The sequence below is a fragment of the Exiguobacterium sp. s130 genome, assembly GCF_018619055.1.
Taxonomy (GTDB): domain Bacteria; phylum Bacillota; class Bacilli; order Exiguobacteriales; family Exiguobacteriaceae; genus Exiguobacterium_A.
In genome coordinates this window covers 508,233-526,637 of sequence record NZ_JACSNI010000002.1, presented here as the reverse complement: position 1 = coordinate 526,637, position 18,405 = coordinate 508,233, and the positions used below count along the sequence as shown (strand labels likewise).

Below are 18,405 nucleotides of genomic sequence, written 5' to 3'. Positions count from 1 at the left end.
TATGAGTGCAAAAGTATTAATCGTAGACGACGCCGCTTTCATGCGGATGATGATCAAGGAAATCTTATCGAAGAACGGCTATGATGTCGTCGGTGAAGCAGAAAACGGACGCGAAGCGGTCTCTAAGTACAAGGAATTGACACCGGACCTCGTCACGCTAGACATTACGATGCCTGAGATGGACGGAATCTCTGCGCTTAAAGAAATCAAAGCGTTTAACCCTGCCGCTAAAGTCATCATGTGTTCAGCAATGGGGCAACAGTCGATGGTCATCGATGCGATTCAAGCAGGTGCAAAAGATTTCATCGTTAAACCGTTCCAAGCGGATCGTGTACTTGAAGCGGTCTCGAAAACTGTCTCGTCATGAAAAAAGTGACTTTGCTGATTTGTCTCCTGTTTCTGCTTGCGCTTCCTGTGCAAGCGGAAACAGTCGAAGAAAAATTGAATCCAACTCAGAGTGATGCACCGACGACTCAGCAAGTCGATGAGAGTCCTTCCATGGCGTTGACTATCTTCAAAGGAGTCGTCGTTCTCGTCGTTTTGATCGGCGGATTCATCCTCGTGACACGATTCATTCATGAACGGACACGAGGTGTGAGACATTCTGGTCGATTGACTCACCTAGGTGGTGTACCACTAGGAAAGGATCGATCGGTCCAGTTAGTGAAGGTGCAGGACAAGATTTATGTCGTAGGTGTTGGAGAGAACGTACAGTTGTTAGATACACTTGATGATTTAGAGGGATATGAGCCGATGGATCTTGAAGAGTCTTCATCTAAAACGGGATCTTCACCGTTTCTTGAGACATTCAAACAACAACTCGAACAATTGCAAAAGAATCGAGGACGCTCATGAACACGATTGAAAATCTAATCTCACTTGATACTCCTTCAGGAACGGCGACATCGATCAAACTACTCGTATTGCTGACATTATTGTCACTAGCCCCTTCATTACTGATCTTGATGACTTGTTTTACGCGTGTCGTCGTCGTGTTGTCTTTTGTCCGTTCTGCCCTTGGAACACAACAAACGCCGCCGAATCAACTACTCGTTGGACTGGCACTGTTCATCACGCTGTTCGTCATGTCACCCGTTTTATCAGAATTGAACACGACAGCCTTGAAACCGTATATGGCAGATAAAATCAGTCAAGATGAGGCATTTGATAAAGCTGGGGATACGATGAAGCGATTCATGTCAAAACACACGCGAACGAATGATTTAGAGTTGTTCTTAAAATACGGCAATTATGAAAAACCGAAAAAGATTGAAGATATCCCACTCGTCGCACTCGTTCCAGCATATGCGATTAGTGAATTAAAGACGGCTTTTCAAATCGGATTCATGATCTTCATTCCATTCCTTGTCATTGATATGGTCGTCTCGAGTGTCTTGATGTCGATGGGGATGATGATGTTACCGCCGGTCATGATTGCCTTACCGTTTAAACTTTTGTTATTTATTTTAGTCGATGGCTGGCACCTGATCGTTGAATCACTGCTCGTCAGTATGCGTTAGGGGGAGAGAAGATGACTCAAGAAATGATTATTCAGTTGGCAAGCTCTGCTGTCTGGACATTACTAAAAGTATCAGCTCCCTTGTTACTGGTCTCGCTCGTCGTCGGTCTGCTCGTCAGTATTTTGCAGGCGACGACACAGATTCAGGAACAGACGCTATCGTTCGTTCCGAAGATCGTTGCCGTATTTTTAGCACTCGTTTTTTTCGGACCATGGATCATGCAGGAATTACAGACCTTTACGATTGATTTATTTAAGCAAATCGCTGAGGTTTCCCGCAAATGACGTTACTATCTTTCCTGAGTGTTTTTTTGCTCGTCTTTGGACGAATCGTCGGTTTTCTTGTCGCGGCTCCATTGTTTTCCTCAAAGCAATTACCAGCGCAACATAAATTAGCGCTTGCGGCCGGTCTTGCTTACTTTGCGAGTTACGCTGTAAAGACAGACGTTCGAGTAGAAGACTTCGATTTTTTCTTTCGGATGGGAACGGAAGTTTTAGTGGGTCTAGCGCTTGGCTTACTCGCTAGTTTTTTATTGTATGCGCCACAAATTGCCGGTTCGATCATCGATTTGCAGATGGGTCTCGCGATGGCTTCCGCTTATGACCCGATGTTTGGCGGACAGTCACCGATCGTCGGACGATTTTATTACATGTTGACGTTACTTGTTCTGCTCGCTTCCGATATGCATTTAATCCTGCTTGACGGAATCTACACGAGTTTTCAAATCTTTCCGCCGGGCAGTCTGCTTGCGGTATCGGGTGACGCAGGAATGAGTCTGGTCATTCGTGTCGTCGGACTTGCGATGCTGACTGCTTTGCAAATGGCAATGCCACTGGTCGTTTCCCTGTTTTTAGTGGATCTCGCACTCGGATTCCTCGCGAAGACGGCACCTCAGTTCAACATTTTCGCGATTGGTTTTTCCGTCAAACTATTGATGGGATATGTGATTCTATTTTTATTAGCAGGTGCGACGATCACAGGAATCGGTCGATTCGTTCCGTTGTTGCAGGATGTACTTGCAGATGCCATTCGATTACTAGGAGGTTGAGGACATGCATTCATATCGATTACGCCTTGATCTTCAGTATTTCGCTGGTGAAAAGACGGAAAAGGCGACACCTCGAAAGCGGGATGACTCCCGTAAGAAGGGACAAGTCGCAAAATCAGCAGATTTAACAAGCAGTTTCATGTTGTTCGCCATGTTTCTCGTCCTTTATTTTTTTGGTCCGTTTCTAGGACGGCGTTTCGTTCTCGTCCTGCAAGATGGTCTTAGTGCTAGTCAAGTCCTGCAAGCGGTCGAAGAAGGACGAGTTGAACAGATTCTCATCGAGATGCTGATGCAAATGGGGATTTTAGTCGCACCTTTCTTTTTAACAGCGGTCGTGATCGGTATTCTCGGAAACTTCGTCCAAATCGGTGTGCTTTTAAGCGGTGAGGCGATTCAGCCAAAACTGGACCGGATCAATCCGCTTCAAGGCGTCAAACGGATCGTGAGCGTCAAAGCGCTCGTCGAGTTTTTGAAATCGGTCTTTAAACTGCTGGTCATCGGTGTAACAAGTGGAACAGTCTTATGGAACAACAAGGTCGAGATTTCGAGATTGACCTCGGAACCGATTGGCGATGCGTTAGCTATCATTGGTCATTTAACATTTTTACTCGGTTTATCGGTCAGTATCGCCTTGATTGCATTAGCCATTCTTGATTTTGCCTATCAGAAATTTGATTTCGAGAAGTCGATCCGAATGAGTAAGCAGGATTTAAAGGATGAGCATAAAAACACAGAGGGTGACCCTCAAATCAAAGGAAAGATTAAACAACAACAACGGGAGATGGCGATGCGGCGGATGATGCAAGAAATACCAAATGCCGACGTCGTCATCACGAACCCGACCCATTATGCGGTAGCGATCCAATACGATGACGGTAAACATATGGCACCGATCGTCGTTGCGAAAGGCGTAGATGCTGTCGCGTTCCGGATTCGGGAGAAGGCGACAGCAGCTGAGGTCCCGATTGTTGAAAACCGTCCGCTCGCGCGGGCGTTGTTCGCTCAATCAGAAATTGGTATGGCAGTGGATGAAACGTTCTATCAGGCGCTCGCTGAAACACTCGCCTTTGTCTATCAACTGAAACAAGCAAAATGAAAGGATGAAGCATCATGAGTATATCAACACGAGATTTAACGGTCCTGCTAGGCGTCATCATGATCGTCTTCATGCTCGTCATTCCACTGCCCGCTATCATGCTCGACTTTTTGATCATCATCAATATTCTCATTGCCTTGATGGTATTGCTCGTTGCGATGAATGCCAAAGAGGCACTAGAGTTTTCTGTCTTTCCTACATTGTTATTGATCGTTACCTTGTTTCGTCTTGCGCTTAACGTCTCGACGACACGGGCAATCCTGTCAAATGGAAACGGTGGCGAAGTCATTGAAGCATTTGGTGATTTCGTCGTCGGCGGTAAGCCGCTCGTCGGCTTCGTCGTCTTCTTGATTCTCGTCTTAATCCAGTTCCTCGTCATCACGAAGGGTTCGGAACGGGTCTCAGAAGTGTCGGCACGTTTTACGCTTGATGCGATGCCAGGGAAACAGATGGCAATCGATGCCGATTTGAATTCCGGTATGATCGATGAATTACAAGCTCGGACCCGCCGCCAAAAAATCCAGTCTGAAGCAGACTTTTACGGTGCGATGGACGGTGCCTCGAAATTCGTTAAAGGAGATGCGATCGCCGGAATCATCATCGTCATCATCAACTTAATCTTCGGTATGATCATCGGTGTCGTTCAGCAAGGTTTACCGATGGCGGATTCAGTCGAACTGTACACGTTACTGACAGTCGGAGACGGACTTGTCAGTCAGATCCCAGCCCTTTTAATTTCGGTGGCGACCGGGATCATCGTCACGCGCTCGACTTCAGACGGAAACCTCGGTGAGGATGTCATCGGTCAATTGGCACGGACACCTTTACTTGTCGAAATCGCAGCTGGGGCGATCTTCTTACTCGGATTGTTCACGGCGATTCCCGACTACGTCACGATGCCGATTGCAATCCTGTTCGGCTTCTTCGCTTGGCGGATGAAGCAGACGACGAAGACGATGCAAGAAGAAGTTGCGGTCGAAGAAGCACCGAGTGAAAACTTACGATCAAGCGAATCAGTCATTTCCTTACTCAATGTCGATACGATTGAATTCGAATTCGGTTACGGATTGATTCCACTCGCTGATGAAGCCCAAGGCGGCGATTTACTCGATCGTGTCGTCATGATTCGTCGGCAGCTAGCGCTTGAACTTGGATTCGTTCTACCGACCGTTCGGATTCGCGATCATCTGCAGTTATCCCCGAACCAGTATCGAATCAAGATTCGCGGAAGTGAGATGGCAAGTGGTGAGCTTTTACTGGATCATTACTTAGCGATGAGCCCAGGTGTCGATGATCCAGAAATTCGAGGTATCGAAACGGTCGAACCAGCCTTTGGTATGCCAGCACTCTGGATTGATGAACAGACACGTAGTCGAGCAGAGATGTCAGGGTATACGGTCGTTGATCCACCATCTGTCGTCGCGACACATTTGACGGAGCTCTTGAAGAAACATGCCGCTGAATTACTTGGACGAGAAGAGACGAAACAATTGGTCGACCATTTGAAGGAATCGCATCCGATTCTAGTCGAAGAAGTCACACCACAGCTGTTATCGATCGGTGAACTTCAAAAAGTATTCGTTCAATTACTAAAAGAAAAAGTCTCGATTCGAAATCTACCATTGATTTTCGAAACGCTCGCAGATTATGCAGCTGTGACGAAAGACAGCGAATTGCTCGCGGAATATGTTCGTCAATCCTTATCGCGTCAAATTACGGAACAGGTCATGCAAGGAGATGTCTTGCACGTCGTGACGATCTCAAGTGAGATGGAACTGGATATCCAGTCGGCCATCCAAAAGACTGAGTTCGGTAATTATTTAGCGCTTGATCCCGAAAAGGCGACACGTTTCATCGAGACGTTGCAAGAGCGAGCAATGGAATTCGAACGATACGGGGCGCATCCGATCATCCTGACTTCTCCAAGTATCCGGATGTTCGTTCGTCAATTGACAGAACGCTATTTTCCAGATATTCCGATTTTGTCCTATAACGAATTAATGCCGACGATCGAAGTCAAGAGTATTGGGGTGATTTAAGAGATGATAGTCAAAAAAGTCACGGCGGATTCTGTTAGCGAGGCCATGGAACGGATCAAACGCGAACTCGGGAACGATGCCATTATATTAAATACTCGCCACATCAAAGTGGGCGGATTCTTTGGTTTATTTGCGAAGAAAAAAGTGGAATTGGTTGCATCGGTGGATGAACATGTCTCAAGCGAACCTGTCGTCTCGAAGCAAGCAACGAGTCGACAGGAGGTTGTGGAAATTATCCAACCAGTACCAGTGCGTCCGACGATTGTTACGGTCGGCGAGCGACCATTACCAAAAGAATTGCGACATTATGCGCCGTTACTGGCTGAACCAGCGTTACAGCAGGTATCTGAACGATTACACGAGCGGTTATTGACTGCGTATTATCAAACACAACAAACGGAGTTAACGGATCTCTTGACGGAAGAAGTGAAAGCGTCATTACGCGTGACACCGTCGACTGCACGGTATGTCATGTTGACAGGACCGACGGGTGTCGGAAAGACAACGACCATCGCTAAGCTTGCTGCTCACCATGCTCTCATTAAAAATCAACGAGTTGGACTCATCACGACCGATACATACCGGATCTCAGCGATTGAACAATTAAAAACATATGCAGACATATTAGGCATTCCGATTCATGTCGCATATGACTTGGATGATTTCGAACGAGCCAAGCAGGCGTTAGCATCGTGTGACATCGTACTTGTCGATACAGCGGGGCGAAATTTCTTAGACGAAGCGTATGTGGAGCAGTTACGAAGTCGGCATGATTTTGCGGATACGGATGTATTTTTGGTTCTTAGTTTGACCTCGAAATACCGAGATTTATTACAAATCCACGACCGTTTCGGCAAGATTCCCTTATCCGGAATCGTCTTTTCGAAAGCAGATGAAACAAGTGAACTCTGGTCGATATTCGGACTCGCGACCGAGACGAAGTTGCCGATCTATTGTGTGACGACGGGGCAAGAAGTGCCGGAAGACATCACGTTCGCTACGGCGGATGAGTTATCCCGAATGATTGTCGAGAGAGGGATGAGATGATGCGAGAAGATCAAGCACGTGTCTTACGATCTAAAGTGACCGTCAAGGAAACGAAGACGATTGCCATCGTGAGTGGAAAAGGTGGCGTCGGTAAAACGAATATCGCGGTGAATCTTGGCGTGGCATTATCGTTGCAAGAAAAACGAGTGCTTTTGATTGATCTTGATATTGGAATGGCGAACATCGGGATTCTATTCGGTAAATCGTCGAAGTCATCCTTGATGGAATGCGTCAAACGACGAGAATCACTCCAGCACGCAATCGTGGAACAGTCTCCGTCTCTTCATTTCATTCATGGCGGAAGTGGTTTTGCAGAATTGACGAATCTGACGAAGGAAGACGTGATGTTCCTTCTACGGGAGTTCCAATTTTTCTATGAATATGACTATGTGTTACTCGATTTAGGAGCCGGTGCGAATCATCAGACATTTGATTTCATCAGTAGTGCAGACGAAGCATGGTTGATTGTCACGCCAGAGCCGACTTCGATCATGGACGGATATGCGTTTGTCAAACTGGCACACCATCATGCGACGGATCTTCCGATTTCCGTTGTTGTCAATCGGGCGACGAATGGTGGGGAAGCACTTGAAACGTTTGATCGACTAGCTCTCGTCAGCCAACAGTTCTTGCAAAAACCTCTTCGCTTTACCGGTTTTTTACCAGAAGATCCGACAGTCGTTAAAGCAGTCAAGGCACAGATGCCATTTTATTTAATGGATCGAACGAGCGACGTCAGTTGGCGGCTCGATCACATCACGACATCGTTAACAGGTGTACAAGTCAAGGAACGGAAGTTTTTAGATCGATTGTTACATCGTCTGAAAAAAAGAAAAGATCATGTCCGTTAAGATTAAAGGAGGGTATCAGTCATGGACTTAAATGAATATGTGGGGTTGTTCCTCGATGAGTCGATGGAGCATTTACAAGCAATCAATACAAGCTTATTAGTTTTTGAGGAGCGGCGAGACGACGAGGCGGTCATCGATCAAATTTTCCGTTCTGCCCATACGTTAAAAGGAATGGCAGGAACGATGGGATACGACGCAATTGCTGACTTAACGCACGAGATGGAGAGTGCCCTTGATTTAGTCAGATCGAAAAAACAACCTGCTACTGCTGAACTGATCGATGTTCTCTTCGTAGCCGCCGAGCAATTAGAGACGATGGTAGAAGATATCAGTCGAGGTGGGAAAGGAAAGCTTGACGTCACTGAAACAGTGAGACGTTTACAGCAGTTCATTCGTCCCGAGCAAGAAGAAATCGTTCCAGTTACATCTATAGTTGCTTCACAAACCTTTGAATGCGACGTTTACTCGGAGGCAGTCGTCAAACAATCGATTGCATCCGGTTATCAAGCGTATATCGTCCACGTCGAACTCTCGGCGGACGTCATTTTAAAAGCGGCACGCGTTTATATGGTGTTTGATCGTTTACAACAACTCGGAGATGTCATCTTATCGAACCCGACATCTGATGAACTGGAGCAGGAGCATTTTGAGACGACGTTCTCAGTCTTGTTCGTGACGCAACAAGATCAGGTGACGATTCAAGAAGCGATTGCTTCTGTATCCGAAGTTGCGACAGTAACGATCGACACATTCGAGACAACACCTGAAGCGGAGGTGGCGACGTCCACACTGCCGCAGGAAGTTCCTGTGCCGACATCTGTCTCTGCATCAGTAGCTTCACCGGAATCATCCGACCAGACAGACATATCTGCGCCTGTCGCTTCGAAAACGATTCGTGTTAACCTCGAGCGAATCGATCGTTTGATGAACCTGTTCGAAGAGTTCATCATCGATCGCGGACGTTTGGAGCGTATTGCAGCAGAAGTCAGCTCACCTGAATTGACAGATACGGTCGAACGGATCAAACGAGGTACGAATGAATTGCAATCGCTCGTCCTAACGTTACGGATGATGCCGATCGAACAAGTGTTCAACCGATTCCCACGAATGGTGCGTTCCGTTTCGAAAGATGTCGGAAAACATATCAAATTACACATTACGGGTGCCGAGACGGAACTTGACCGTACAGTTATCGATGAGATCGGTGATCCACTCGTCCACTTGATCCGAAATGCCATTGATCATGGGATTGAGAACAAGGCAGAACGTATTTTAGCAAATAAGCCGGTCGAAGGAAATCTTTCGCTACGTGCTTATCACTCAGGAAACCGGGTCTTCATCGAGATTGAAGATGATGGAGCCGGTATCAATCACGAACGTGTCACACGAATCGCGATTGAAAAAGGATTGATCACGGAAGAAGAGGCAATGCAATTAACGATGGAAGAGGCTTCGATGCTGTTATTTGCACCTGGTTTCTCGACGGCAGAAGAAGTCACCGACTTGTCTGGTCGTGGTGTTGGTCTCGATGTCGTCAAATCGAAGATCGAGTCACTGGGCGGAGAAGTGTTCGTCGAGACACGTCGAGGAGAAGGAACGATTTTCCGAATCAGTTTACCACTGACGCTATCGATCATCTCAGCCATGCTCGTAGAACTCGGACAAGAGACGTATGCGATTCCATTGACTGCCATCATCGAAACAACCTCTTTACGTAAATCAGCCATTCTACAAGCACACCGGGAAAAAGTATTTGATTTCCGTGGGCAGTTGGTTCCGCTTATTTCGTTAAATGAGGTTTATGGGTTGCCGCAACATGAGGCAGAAGCCTATTCGGTCGTCGTCGTCCGGAGTGGTGAAAAATTAGCTGGTTTGATTGTATCTGAATTGATTGGTCAACAAGAGATCGTCATGAAACCACTTGGCAGTTATCTTGAAGGAATCCGTGCCATTTCTGGTGCGACGATTCTTGGAGACGGGCAAGTCGCGTTGATCATTGACAGCAATGCACTATTACGGAAGTGAGGGGAACGAAGATGGAACAAAAATGGGTTGTTTTTCAATTAGAAGATAATGCATACGGTATTGATGTACAGTCTGTTCGTTCAATCGAACGGCTCATCCCGATCACGCGGATTCCGAACGCTGCATCTTATGTCAAAGGAGTCATCAATTTACGCGGTGTCGTTACGCCCGTGATTGATTTGCGTGCTCGTCTTGGATTCGAGTTAGTGGAAGAGACAGAAGAGACACGCATCATCATCGCCACTTTAGAGCATGGAGATGCTGGATTCATCGTCGACCGGGCAAACGAAGTCGTCGAATCAACGGATGTTCGCATTGAACCGCTCAGTGAACAAAAGCAGGAGGATGCCTCATATTTGACTGCAGTCGCCAAAGGCGATCAGCAATTGTTCTCGTTGATTGAACCGAATCGCTTATTTGAGGACATCGTTCATGCTTAACCCAAACGAACGTGACATCTTAAGAGAAGTCGGCAACATTGGAGCCGGTCACGCGGCAACGGCACTTTCTACTTTACTCGGACAGCCGATTGAGATCGAAGTCCCTTCTGCTGAGCTGGAGGATTTCACGACGATCGTCGAGCGAAGTGGAGGAGCTGAGACGTATACTGCTGGTGCATTATTACGTTTTTCTGGAGACATTCAAGCCACGTTACTCTTTTTGATGCCACTACGCGATGCAGAAAAACTTGTGAGTCAATTGATGCAGACGGAATTCCACTTTTTTTCTGAATCCCACGAAATGGGGGTTTCCGCATGGGAAGAAATTGGGAATATTTTGATAGGAGCGTATGCTCGGGCTATCTCCGATTGGCTTAACTTATCGTTACATGTCAGTGTTCCTGCATCGGCGTTTGATATGGTAGGTGCGTTACTTGAAGTAGCCTTACTTGAATCAACGACTCCTGGAAATATGGCTGTCTATATTGACACGCACTTGTCTAGTGCAGGAAACGATTTGACCGGACATTTACTTTTGTTGCCTGAAGCTAACGCCTTTCAGACGGTCTTTGAACGATTGGGTGTGGACATGAATGGATGAAATCGTACGGATTGGCATTGCGGAGTACGCCATCAGTAAGCACCCCGTCATTTTACGAACGGCAGGTCTTGGATCGTGTGTAGGCGTTGTCATCTACGACCTGGAACAAGGGTTATCGAGTATGGCGCATGTCATGTTACCTGATTCAGCTATCAGTCGGAATCGGGAGCTTGAAGTCGGGAAGTTTGCCGATACGGCAATTCTAGAAGTAGCCCGCCAACTTCGAGCAAGTGGTGCCATCCGATTACGTGCGAAGATTGCTGGTGGGGCTCAGATGTTTCAATTTAAATATGAACATGAATCAATGCGGATCGGTGAGCGAAACATCGCTGCGGTCAAAGCAATGCTTCAACAAGTCAAAATTCCACTCGTTGCTGAAGATGTTGGCGGCACGAATGGACGAACGATCGAGTTCCACTCACAATCAGGGCGTCTCGTCATCCGGACGGTGAATGTCGGGACGCTGGAAATCTAGAGGAGGAATGGTCATGCGTGAGGAATTACAACAACTTTGGGATCGATGGCTGACCACACGCGATATTGCGGTGGCAGACCTGTTACTTCACAATTATGAACCACTTGTTCAATACCACGTTCAGCGTTTAAGTGCGACATTGCCTAAAAGTGTCGATCGAGACGAGTTGAAAAGTTTAGGGATGATGGGATTGTACGATGCGCTTCAAAAATTCGATCAAAATCATAATAATAAATTCGACACGTATGCCGCCTTTCGGATTCGAGGAGCTATTTTAGATGGGCTTCGTAAAATCGATTGGTTACCACGTTCCTTACGCGAAAAAGCAAAGCGGGTCGAGGCAGCTGTCGAGATCCTAGAACAATCCTTGCAACGGACGCCGACGATAGAAGAAGTCTCTTCTATCGTCAATATGACACCAGACGAGGTCAAGGGTGCGTTAGCAGAAAGTTATTTCGCGAATGTATTATCGATCGATGAAGCAGTCACGTTACAAGATGAGGGAAAAGCGATGACCGTCTCCTATCTTGATCCGGATACCGCTACACCAGAAGATATGTTGTTAATGCGTGAGTTGATTGCTAAACTGGCAGAGGAAGTCGAAGGGTTATCAGAAAAAGAACAACTTGTCGTTTCTTTGTTCTACTATGAGGAATTGACGCTTACTGAAATTGGTGAAGTTCTCGGACTCTCGACTTCCCGTATTTCGCAAATCCATTCCAAAGCGCTTCGTAAGTTGAAAAATGCGCTCGGAAGTGCCTATTTAGCAGATCGTGTCGCCATGTGAAAGGGAGAATTATGACTGTCGTTTATATCTTATTAGCTGCACTCGTCTGTTATGCCCTGCTAGTTTTATTTCGTCAGCAGGCGGCGCTCAAAGACCGGATCACACATTTAGAACGCGAAAAAAACGAGACGGAACAAGTGTTATTACATTTCATGGAGCACGTCAACGCCATGACGGATACATCTATATATGAGACAACCGAACCCGTTGATCAAGTACCGGATGCGTCTTTACAAATAGTGCAAGTTGCTACAAATGAGAAGCCAGAAACCGTCGAAGTCGAACGGTCCGTTTCAAAGGAACCATCGTTAACGGATGTCAAGCAGGCACTACGAGAAGGAGCAGATCTTGAGACGCTTGCACGATCTTTGAATCGGGGGACCGGCGAGGTGGCTTTGATTGCTAAACTTTCTCATCAAACGAAGGTTGCCCCTCGGTAATCTTTATGCTATATTAGTCTACGGTGTTAATTACGCACGCATGTATCGCCAGCTGCGGTGCCTTTAATAGGTTAGCTGGACAGACGATCATCGCGGAGGACATCCAAAACCCAAAAGGAGGAATTCATCATGGCAGTAATCTCGATGAAACAATTGTTAGAAGCTGGTGTACACTTCGGTCACCAAACACGCCGTTGGAACCCAAAAATGGCAAAATACATCTTCACAGAACGGAACGGAATCTACATCATCGACCTTCAAAAAACGGTCAAAAAAGTAGACGAAGCATATAACTTCATCCGTGAAGTAGCGTCTGAAGGCGGAAACGTTCTTTTCGTTGGTACGAAAAAACAAGCTCAAGACACTGTGAAAGAAGAAGCGATCCGTGCAGGTCAATACTTCATCAACGAACGTTGGTTAGGTGGAACTCTCACGAACTTCTCTACAATCAAAAAACGTATCAACCGTTTGAAACAACTCGAAAAAATGGAAGAGAACGGTACATTCGAAGTTCTTCCTAAAAAAGAAGTCATCATTCTTAAAAAAGAAATGACTCGTCTTGAGAAATTCCTCGGCGGTATCAAAGATATGCCAGGTGTTCCGGATGCACTCTTCATCGTTGACCCACGCAAAGAGCGTATCGCGATTGCAGAAGCACACAAACTCAACATCCCAATCGTTGCGATTGTTGATACTAACTGTGATCCAGACGAAATCGACTACGTCATCCCAGCGAACGACGATGCGATCCGTGCAGTCAAATTGCTCACTGGTAAAATGGCTGACGCAATCCTCGAAGTTAAACAAGGCGAAGATAACGTAGCACCTGAAACTACTGAAGAAGTAGTAGCAGACGCTGAGTAATTCGTGATGCCAGGTGATAAAGGGAATCGACCTTTTATCACCTTTTTTTTGAAACTAAGGATGTTATAAGGAGGAATATCGAATGGCTATTACAGCAGCAATGGTTAAAGAACTTCGTGAAAAAACAGGTGCAGGTATGCTCGACTGCAAAAAAGCACTCGTTGAAACTGACGGTGACATGAACGCAGCAGTAGATTTCTTGCGTGAAAAAGGGATCGCTAAAGCAGCAGCAAAAGGCGATCGTATTGCAGCTGAAGGGTTGACTGCAGTTGCAGTTGATGGCAACAAAGCGGCACTCGTCGAAATCAACTCAGAAACAGACTTCGTTGCGAAAAACGAACGTTTCCAAACGCTCGTTCAAAACATCGCAAACGCTGTTCTCCGTAACGGTTCAGAAACAGCTGAAGCGGCTCTTGCTTCTGAATATGAAGCAGGTAAAACAATCGACACATACATCTCAGAAGAAGCTTCAACAATCGGAGAGAAAATCTCACTCCGTCGCGTAGCGCTCTTCACAAAAGCAGATGATGCAGTCTTCGGTTCTTACCTCCACATGGGGGGACGCATCGGTTCAGTCGTCGTCATCGAAGGTACGACAGACGAAACAGTTGCAAAAGACGTTGCAATGCACATTGCAGCAGCACGTCCACTTTACGTTGACCGTACTTCTGTCACAGAAGAAGAAAAAGCACGTGAAGAAAAAGTCCTCACTGAGCAAGCATTGAACGAAGGAAAACCAGCTAACATCGTTGAAAAAATGATCGTTGGTCGTATGAACAAGTTCTTCGAGGAAATCTGCCTTGTCGATCAAACGTTCGTCAAAGATCCAGACTTCAAAGTTGGTAAATATGTAGAATCTAAAGGCGGTAAAGTCGTGTCATTCGTACGCTTCGAAGTTGGAGAAGGTATGGAAAAACGCGAAGAGAACTTCGCTGAAGAAGTTATGAACCAACTTAAAAAATAAGAATCGGGATCATCCTGATGACAAGAGAAGGAACACGTATGCTTCAATCCACTTTCGTGTGGAAGTGGTTCGTGTTCCTTTTTTACGGAATTTAGCAAGGGGGACATAGTCATGCAACCGAAATATAACCGGATTGTGTTAAAATTGAGCGGAGAAGCGCTCGCAGGAGATCAAGGGTTTGGAATCAATCCTGTCATCGTCAAATCTATCTCGGAACAGATTCGCGAATTAGTTGAACTGAACGTTGAAGTAGCGGTCGTCGTCGGAGCTGGAAACATTTGGCGTGGCAAAACAGGTGCAGAACTTGGGATGGACCGGGCCAACGCCGATTATATGGGGATGTTAGCGACAGTCATGAACTCGCTTGCGCTTCAAGACAGCTTGGAAGATGTAGGTGTCGAGACACGCGTCCAAACATCTATCGAGATGCGCCAAGTAGCAGAACCGTACATCCGCCGCCGTGCGATGCGTCACCTTGAAAAAGGACGCGTCGTCATCTTTGCAGCAGGTACAGGGAACCCGTACTTCTCGACAGATACGACAGCTGCTCTTCGTGCAGCTGAAATCGAAGCAGAGGTCATCTTAATGGCGAAAAACAACGTCGATGGTGTGTACTCAGCTGACCCGAATGTTGATCCAGAAGCGAAGAAATTCGAGACGCTCTCTTACTTGGACGTCTTAAAAGATGGACTTCAAGTTATGGATTCTACAGCAACTTCACTTTGTATGGACAATGACATCCCGCTCATCGTCTTCTCGTTGATGGAAGAAGGTAACATCAAACGTGTCGTCATCGGTGACGAAATCGGGACAATCGTAAGGGGGAAATAATATGTCAAAAGAAATCTTAAAACAAGCCGAAGAACGGATGGAGAAAGCACATCTTTCACTTAAGAAAGAACTTGCGACGCTCCGCGCAGGTCGTGCAAACGTTGCGATTTTGGATCCCGTTCAAGTCGAATACTACGGTTCACCGACACCGCTCAATCAAGTAGCGAACGTCAACACACCAGAAGCACGTCTGATCTTGATCACTCCTTGGGATAAATCAATGGTCAGCGAAATCGAAAAAGCGATTCAACGTGCTGATCTTGGTCTTGCGCCGTCGTCTGATGGTACGGTCATCCGTCTTGCGATTCCACCATTAACGGAAGAGCGCCGGAAGGAACTCGTCAAACTCGTCAAGAAGTATACGGAAGAAGGTAAAGTTGCCCTCCGTAATATTCGTCGTGATACGAACGAGCAGTTAAAGAAACAAGAAAAAGATGGTGCATTGACAGAAGATGATCTGCGTGGATACACAGAAGATGTTCAGACGTTGACAGACAAGTTCGTTAAACAACTTGATCAGACGGCAACGGAAAAAGAACAAGAAATCATGGAAGTATGACGCGACGGATCGTCATGGGGGGGACTCTTTGTCACACGAAGAGTCCCTTTCTTCATAATTGAGAGAGGAGGAAGTGCGGATGTTTCAATGGTTGAATCAGACGAAAGAAACCGAAACCTATGATCGGGTACCAGAGCATGTCGCTATCATCATGGACGGAAACGGTAGATGGGCACAAAAACGCGGACTTCCGCGTATCATGGGACATCGCGAAGGTATGAAATCGATTCGTGAAGTCGTTCGGGTTGCAAATGAACTCGGCATTAAGAGTCTGACATTATATGCTTTCTCGACGGAGAATTGGACGCGTCCGGAAGAAGAAGTGAGTTTTCTCATGAAGCTGCCGGCGCAATTCTTAGAGTCGGATTTAAAAGAGTTAGACGCGCAAAATGTTAAAGTCGAGGTAGCAGGAGAAGTATCACGCCTCCCTCATTTTACACGTGAGGCAGTGGAACAAGCGAAACTGGATACGCAACATAATACAGGACTTCGTCTGATTTTCGCTCTGAATTATGGAGGACGCGATGAACTCGTTCAAGTCATGCAAAAACTGGGCGAACAGGTTCAGGCAGGAACACTGTCACCGGATGCGATTACAACGGAGACGATTGAACGCGAGTTGATGACAGGATCCGTAACCGACGTCGATTTCGTCATTCGAACGAGTGGGGAACAACGGTTATCGAACTTTTTACTTTGGCAAGCGGCATATGCGGAGTTTTATTTCACAGACGTCTTGTGGCCAGAATTTCGCCGAAATGCTTTCTTAGCAGCAATTGAAGATTACAATCAACGGACACGCCGATTCGGTGGCGTCTGATTAAATGAGGAACTAGCTTATGAAAACTCGAATCATCACAGGGATATGGGCTGGTGCTATCTTTTTGGCACTTCTGTATCTCGGCGGACTTCCCTTTTTAGCATTTATGGCAATCTTAACGCTTCTCGGATATACCGAGCTCGTTCGGATGCGACAATGGAGCGGCTCACGCGTTCCTCGGATTCTGTTTGGTATTGGGACGTTATTGCCTTTCGTTGGTATTTATGAAGAAGCAGTCGATCAGACGCTTCCGATCGGACTTTCGCCAATCGCTTGGGCAATGATCATTTTATTGATCGGTCTCTTCTGGAACGTATTTTCAAAAAATGTCTTTACGTTCGATGATGTTGCGTTTTTACTGCTGACGGCCGTGTATGTCGGTGTCGGTTTTGCATCATTCGCCTATATCCGCTTACTCGAACACGGATTAACGTGGTCACTGTTGATTATCCTCTTGATCTGGTTCACGGATTCAGGCGCTTACTTCGTCGGGAAACGATTCGGTAAGAATAAACTGTGGCCGTCGATCAGTCCCAATAAAACGATCGAAGGGGCAGTCGGTGGCATACTGCTTGCCACCTTACTCGGTGTCGTATTTGAAGGTATCGAACCGACAGTCGGTTTTGGGAAAGTCATTGTCCTTGCCATCATCGTTGCCGTCGTTGGGCAACTTGGTGACTTGGTCCAGTCTGCTTACAAACGCCATTATGGTGTGAAAGATTCTGGAACGTTACTACCAGGTCATGGTGGTATTCTAGATCGGTTCGACAGCATGATGATCGTCTTTACGGTCCTCGTCGTACTTGATATCTTTGCTTGAGGAGGCACTTCATTATGAAGAAAATCAGTATCATCGGTGGTACAGGATCGATTGGTACGCAGACGCTCGATGTCATTGCGGCTAATACAGACCTTTTTGAATTGACGAGTTTTGCATTTGGTCGAAACACGACGGTCGCCATACCGTGGTTGAACCGTCTGCGACCGATGCTTGTCGGCGTCCAAGATGAGACGACACGTCAAGAACTCGAGCAACACTTGACTTATCAGCCAACGATCGTTGTCGGTGAAGAAAAATTGCTTGATGTCGTGACGCATCCCGAAGTCGATACGGTCATTACAGCGGTCGTAGGAGCTGTTGGCTTACGTCCAACGCTTGCTGCAATCGAGGCGGGTAAGACGATTGGTCTTGCGAATAAGGAGACACTCGTCACGGCAGGTCATCTTGTCATGAAGTTGGCACGTGAGAAAAACGTGACGATCTTACCAGTTGACAGTGAACATGCGGCGATTTTCCAATGCTTAAACGGGGAACGTCGTGAAGATGTGCGTCAAATCATCTTGACGGCTTCAGGTGGTAGCTTCCGCGACCAAACGCGGGATGAGTTAGCGAATGTTACGGTCGAACAAGCACTAGCGCATCCAAACTGGTCGATGGGAGCAAAAATCACGATTGATTCTGCGACAATGATGAACAAAGGGTTCGAAGTCATTGAAGCACATTGGTTATTTGATGTCGATTATGCAAATATCGATGTCGTCATTCACCGTGAATCCATCATCCACTCGATGGTCGAATTCAACGATGGTGCGGTCATGGCACAACTTGGTATGCCTGACATGCGAGAACCGATTCAGTACGCTCTTACATATCCGTCCCGCCTTGAAATTCAAGGGGGAGAACGGTTAAACTTAAAGGAAATCGGACGCCTACACTTTGCTGATGCTTCATTTGAGCGTTATCCGTTGTTGCGACTTGCTTTTGAAGCAGGTCAAGCCGGCGGATCGATGCCATCAGTACTCAATGCTGCGAACGAACAAGCGGTGGATCGCTTTTTAAAAGGAGACATTCGCTTTTTAGAAATCGAAGCGAGCGTTGAGGCGGCGCTTCAAGCTCATGAACTTATCGAGGAGCCTTCCTTGGATCAAATCCTTGAGGCTGATCGATGGGCGCGTGAGTTCGTATCGTCTCTTACATTCGCTAACTAAGGATGGGAT

Annotated in this window: 22 protein-coding genes; all 22 read left to right on the top strand. The window is 46.6% G+C overall.

Features of this window, described 5'->3' with window-relative positions:
• Nucleotide 1 precedes the first annotated feature (1 nt).
• The 22 genes from HZS85_RS06645 (at nt 2) to HZS85_RS06540 (ending at nt 18,396) form a co-directional block, all read left to right on the top strand.
• A complete protein-coding gene (locus HZS85_RS06645; RefSeq protein WP_035407009.1) occupies nt 2-367 on the top strand; it encodes a response regulator in 366 nt (121 codons plus the stop codon).
• A complete protein-coding gene (locus HZS85_RS06640; RefSeq protein ID WP_214854506.1) occupies nt 364-855 on the top strand; it encodes a flagellar biosynthetic protein FliO in 492 nt (163 codons plus the stop codon). The genes HZS85_RS06645 and HZS85_RS06640 overlap by 4 nt, the downstream gene beginning before the upstream one ends.
• Complete coding sequence (gene fliP / locus HZS85_RS06635; RefSeq protein WP_035407016.1) at nt 852-1,520, top strand: flagellar type III secretion system pore protein FliP; 669 nt, start codon at nt 852-854, stop codon at nt 1,518-1,520. Before HZS85_RS06640 ends, fliP begins: the two co-directional genes overlap by 4 nt.
• 11 nt (nt 1,521-1,531) lie before the next feature.
• The gene (gene fliQ / locus HZS85_RS06630; RefSeq protein ID WP_023468705.1) at nt 1,532-1,804 is read left to right on the top strand and encodes a flagellar biosynthesis protein FliQ; all 273 of its coding nucleotides are present in this window, start codon (nt 1,532-1,534) and stop codon (nt 1,802-1,804) included.
• The gene (gene fliR, locus HZS85_RS06625) at nt 1,801-2,568 is read left to right on the top strand and encodes a flagellar biosynthetic protein FliR (protein WP_035407018.1); all 768 of its coding nucleotides are present in this window, start codon (nt 1,801-1,803) and stop codon (nt 2,566-2,568) included. Before fliQ ends, fliR begins: the two co-directional genes overlap by 4 nt.
• 4 nt (nt 2,569-2,572) lie before the next feature.
• Nucleotides 2,573-3,664: a flagellar biosynthesis protein FlhB gene (gene flhB, locus HZS85_RS06620; protein WP_035407021.1), complete on the top strand. Its 1,092-nt coding sequence runs from the start codon at nt 2,573-2,575 to the stop codon at nt 3,662-3,664.
• Between the two features lie 14 nt (nt 3,665-3,678).
• Nucleotides 3,679-5,703, top strand: a complete 2,025-nt coding sequence (flhA, locus tag HZS85_RS06615) for a flagellar biosynthesis protein FlhA (protein WP_214854504.1) — start codon at nt 3,679-3,681, stop codon at nt 5,701-5,703.
• A gap of 3 nt (nt 5,704-5,706) precedes the next feature.
• Nucleotides 5,707-6,750, top strand: coding sequence for a flagellar biosynthesis protein FlhF (locus tag HZS85_RS06610; RefSeq protein ID WP_035407027.1), 1,044 nt, complete (start codon nt 5,707-5,709; stop codon nt 6,748-6,750).
• The gene (locus HZS85_RS06605) at nt 6,747-7,601 is read left to right on the top strand and encodes a MinD/ParA family protein (protein ID WP_214854501.1); all 855 of its coding nucleotides are present in this window, start codon (nt 6,747-6,749) and stop codon (nt 7,599-7,601) included. Before HZS85_RS06610 ends, HZS85_RS06605 begins: the two co-directional genes overlap by 4 nt.
• Nucleotides 7,602-7,622: 21 nt before the next feature.
• Nucleotides 7,623-9,626, top strand: coding sequence for a chemotaxis protein CheA (locus tag HZS85_RS06600; protein WP_214854498.1), 2,004 nt, complete (start codon nt 7,623-7,625; stop codon nt 9,624-9,626).
• An 11-nt stretch (nt 9,627-9,637) separates the two neighbouring features.
• The gene (locus tag HZS85_RS06595) at nt 9,638-10,066 is read left to right on the top strand and encodes a chemotaxis protein CheW (RefSeq protein ID WP_214854495.1); all 429 of its coding nucleotides are present in this window, start codon (nt 9,638-9,640) and stop codon (nt 10,064-10,066) included.
• On the top strand, nt 10,059-10,667 hold the full coding sequence (locus HZS85_RS06590) for a chemotaxis protein CheC (RefSeq protein WP_035407039.1): 609 nt from the start codon (nt 10,059-10,061) through the stop codon (nt 10,665-10,667). The genes HZS85_RS06595 and HZS85_RS06590 overlap by 8 nt, the downstream gene beginning before the upstream one ends.
• Entirely contained in the window at nt 10,660-11,142 is a 483-nt protein-coding gene (locus HZS85_RS06585; RefSeq protein WP_035407042.1) for a chemotaxis protein CheD, read from the top strand. The genes HZS85_RS06590 and HZS85_RS06585 overlap by 8 nt, the downstream gene beginning before the upstream one ends.
• A gap of 13 nt (nt 11,143-11,155) precedes the next feature.
• On the top strand, nt 11,156-11,929 hold the full coding sequence (locus tag HZS85_RS06580) for a FliA/WhiG family RNA polymerase sigma factor (RefSeq protein ID WP_035407044.1): 774 nt from the start codon (nt 11,156-11,158) through the stop codon (nt 11,927-11,929).
• Between the two features lie 11 nt (nt 11,930-11,940).
• A complete protein-coding gene (locus tag HZS85_RS06575; RefSeq protein WP_214854492.1) occupies nt 11,941-12,369 on the top strand; it encodes a hypothetical protein in 429 nt (142 codons plus the stop codon).
• Nucleotides 12,370-12,498: 129 nt separating this feature from the next.
• Nucleotides 12,499-13,233: a 30S ribosomal protein S2 gene (gene rpsB / locus HZS85_RS06570; protein ID WP_012370721.1), complete on the top strand. Its 735-nt coding sequence runs from the start codon at nt 12,499-12,501 to the stop codon at nt 13,231-13,233.
• An 82-nt stretch (nt 13,234-13,315) separates the two neighbouring features.
• The gene (gene tsf / locus HZS85_RS06565) at nt 13,316-14,197 is read left to right on the top strand and encodes a translation elongation factor Ts (RefSeq protein ID WP_056062207.1); all 882 of its coding nucleotides are present in this window, start codon (nt 13,316-13,318) and stop codon (nt 14,195-14,197) included.
• Between the two features lie 111 nt (nt 14,198-14,308).
• On the top strand, nt 14,309-15,028 hold the full coding sequence (pyrH, locus tag HZS85_RS06560) for a UMP kinase (protein ID WP_029342047.1): 720 nt from the start codon (nt 14,309-14,311) through the stop codon (nt 15,026-15,028).
• Between the two features lies 1 nt (nt 15,029).
• On the top strand, nt 15,030-15,587 hold the full coding sequence (gene frr, locus HZS85_RS06555) for a ribosome recycling factor (protein WP_023468691.1): 558 nt from the start codon (nt 15,030-15,032) through the stop codon (nt 15,585-15,587).
• Between the two features lie 79 nt (nt 15,588-15,666).
• Nucleotides 15,667-16,407: an undecaprenyl pyrophosphate synthase gene (locus HZS85_RS06550; RefSeq protein WP_035407050.1), complete on the top strand. Its 741-nt coding sequence runs from the start codon at nt 15,667-15,669 to the stop codon at nt 16,405-16,407.
• A gap of 19 nt (nt 16,408-16,426) precedes the next feature.
• Nucleotides 16,427-17,227 carry a phosphatidate cytidylyltransferase gene (locus HZS85_RS06545; protein WP_214854489.1) on the top strand — a complete coding sequence of 267 codons (801 nt, stop codon included), beginning with the start codon at nt 16,427-16,429 and terminating at the stop codon, nt 17,225-17,227.
• 14 nt (nt 17,228-17,241) lie between these two features.
• Nucleotides 17,242-18,396, top strand: coding sequence for a 1-deoxy-D-xylulose-5-phosphate reductoisomerase (locus HZS85_RS06540; RefSeq protein WP_214854486.1), 1,155 nt, complete (start codon nt 17,242-17,244; stop codon nt 18,394-18,396).
• Nucleotides 18,397-18,405: the final 9 nt, after the last annotated feature.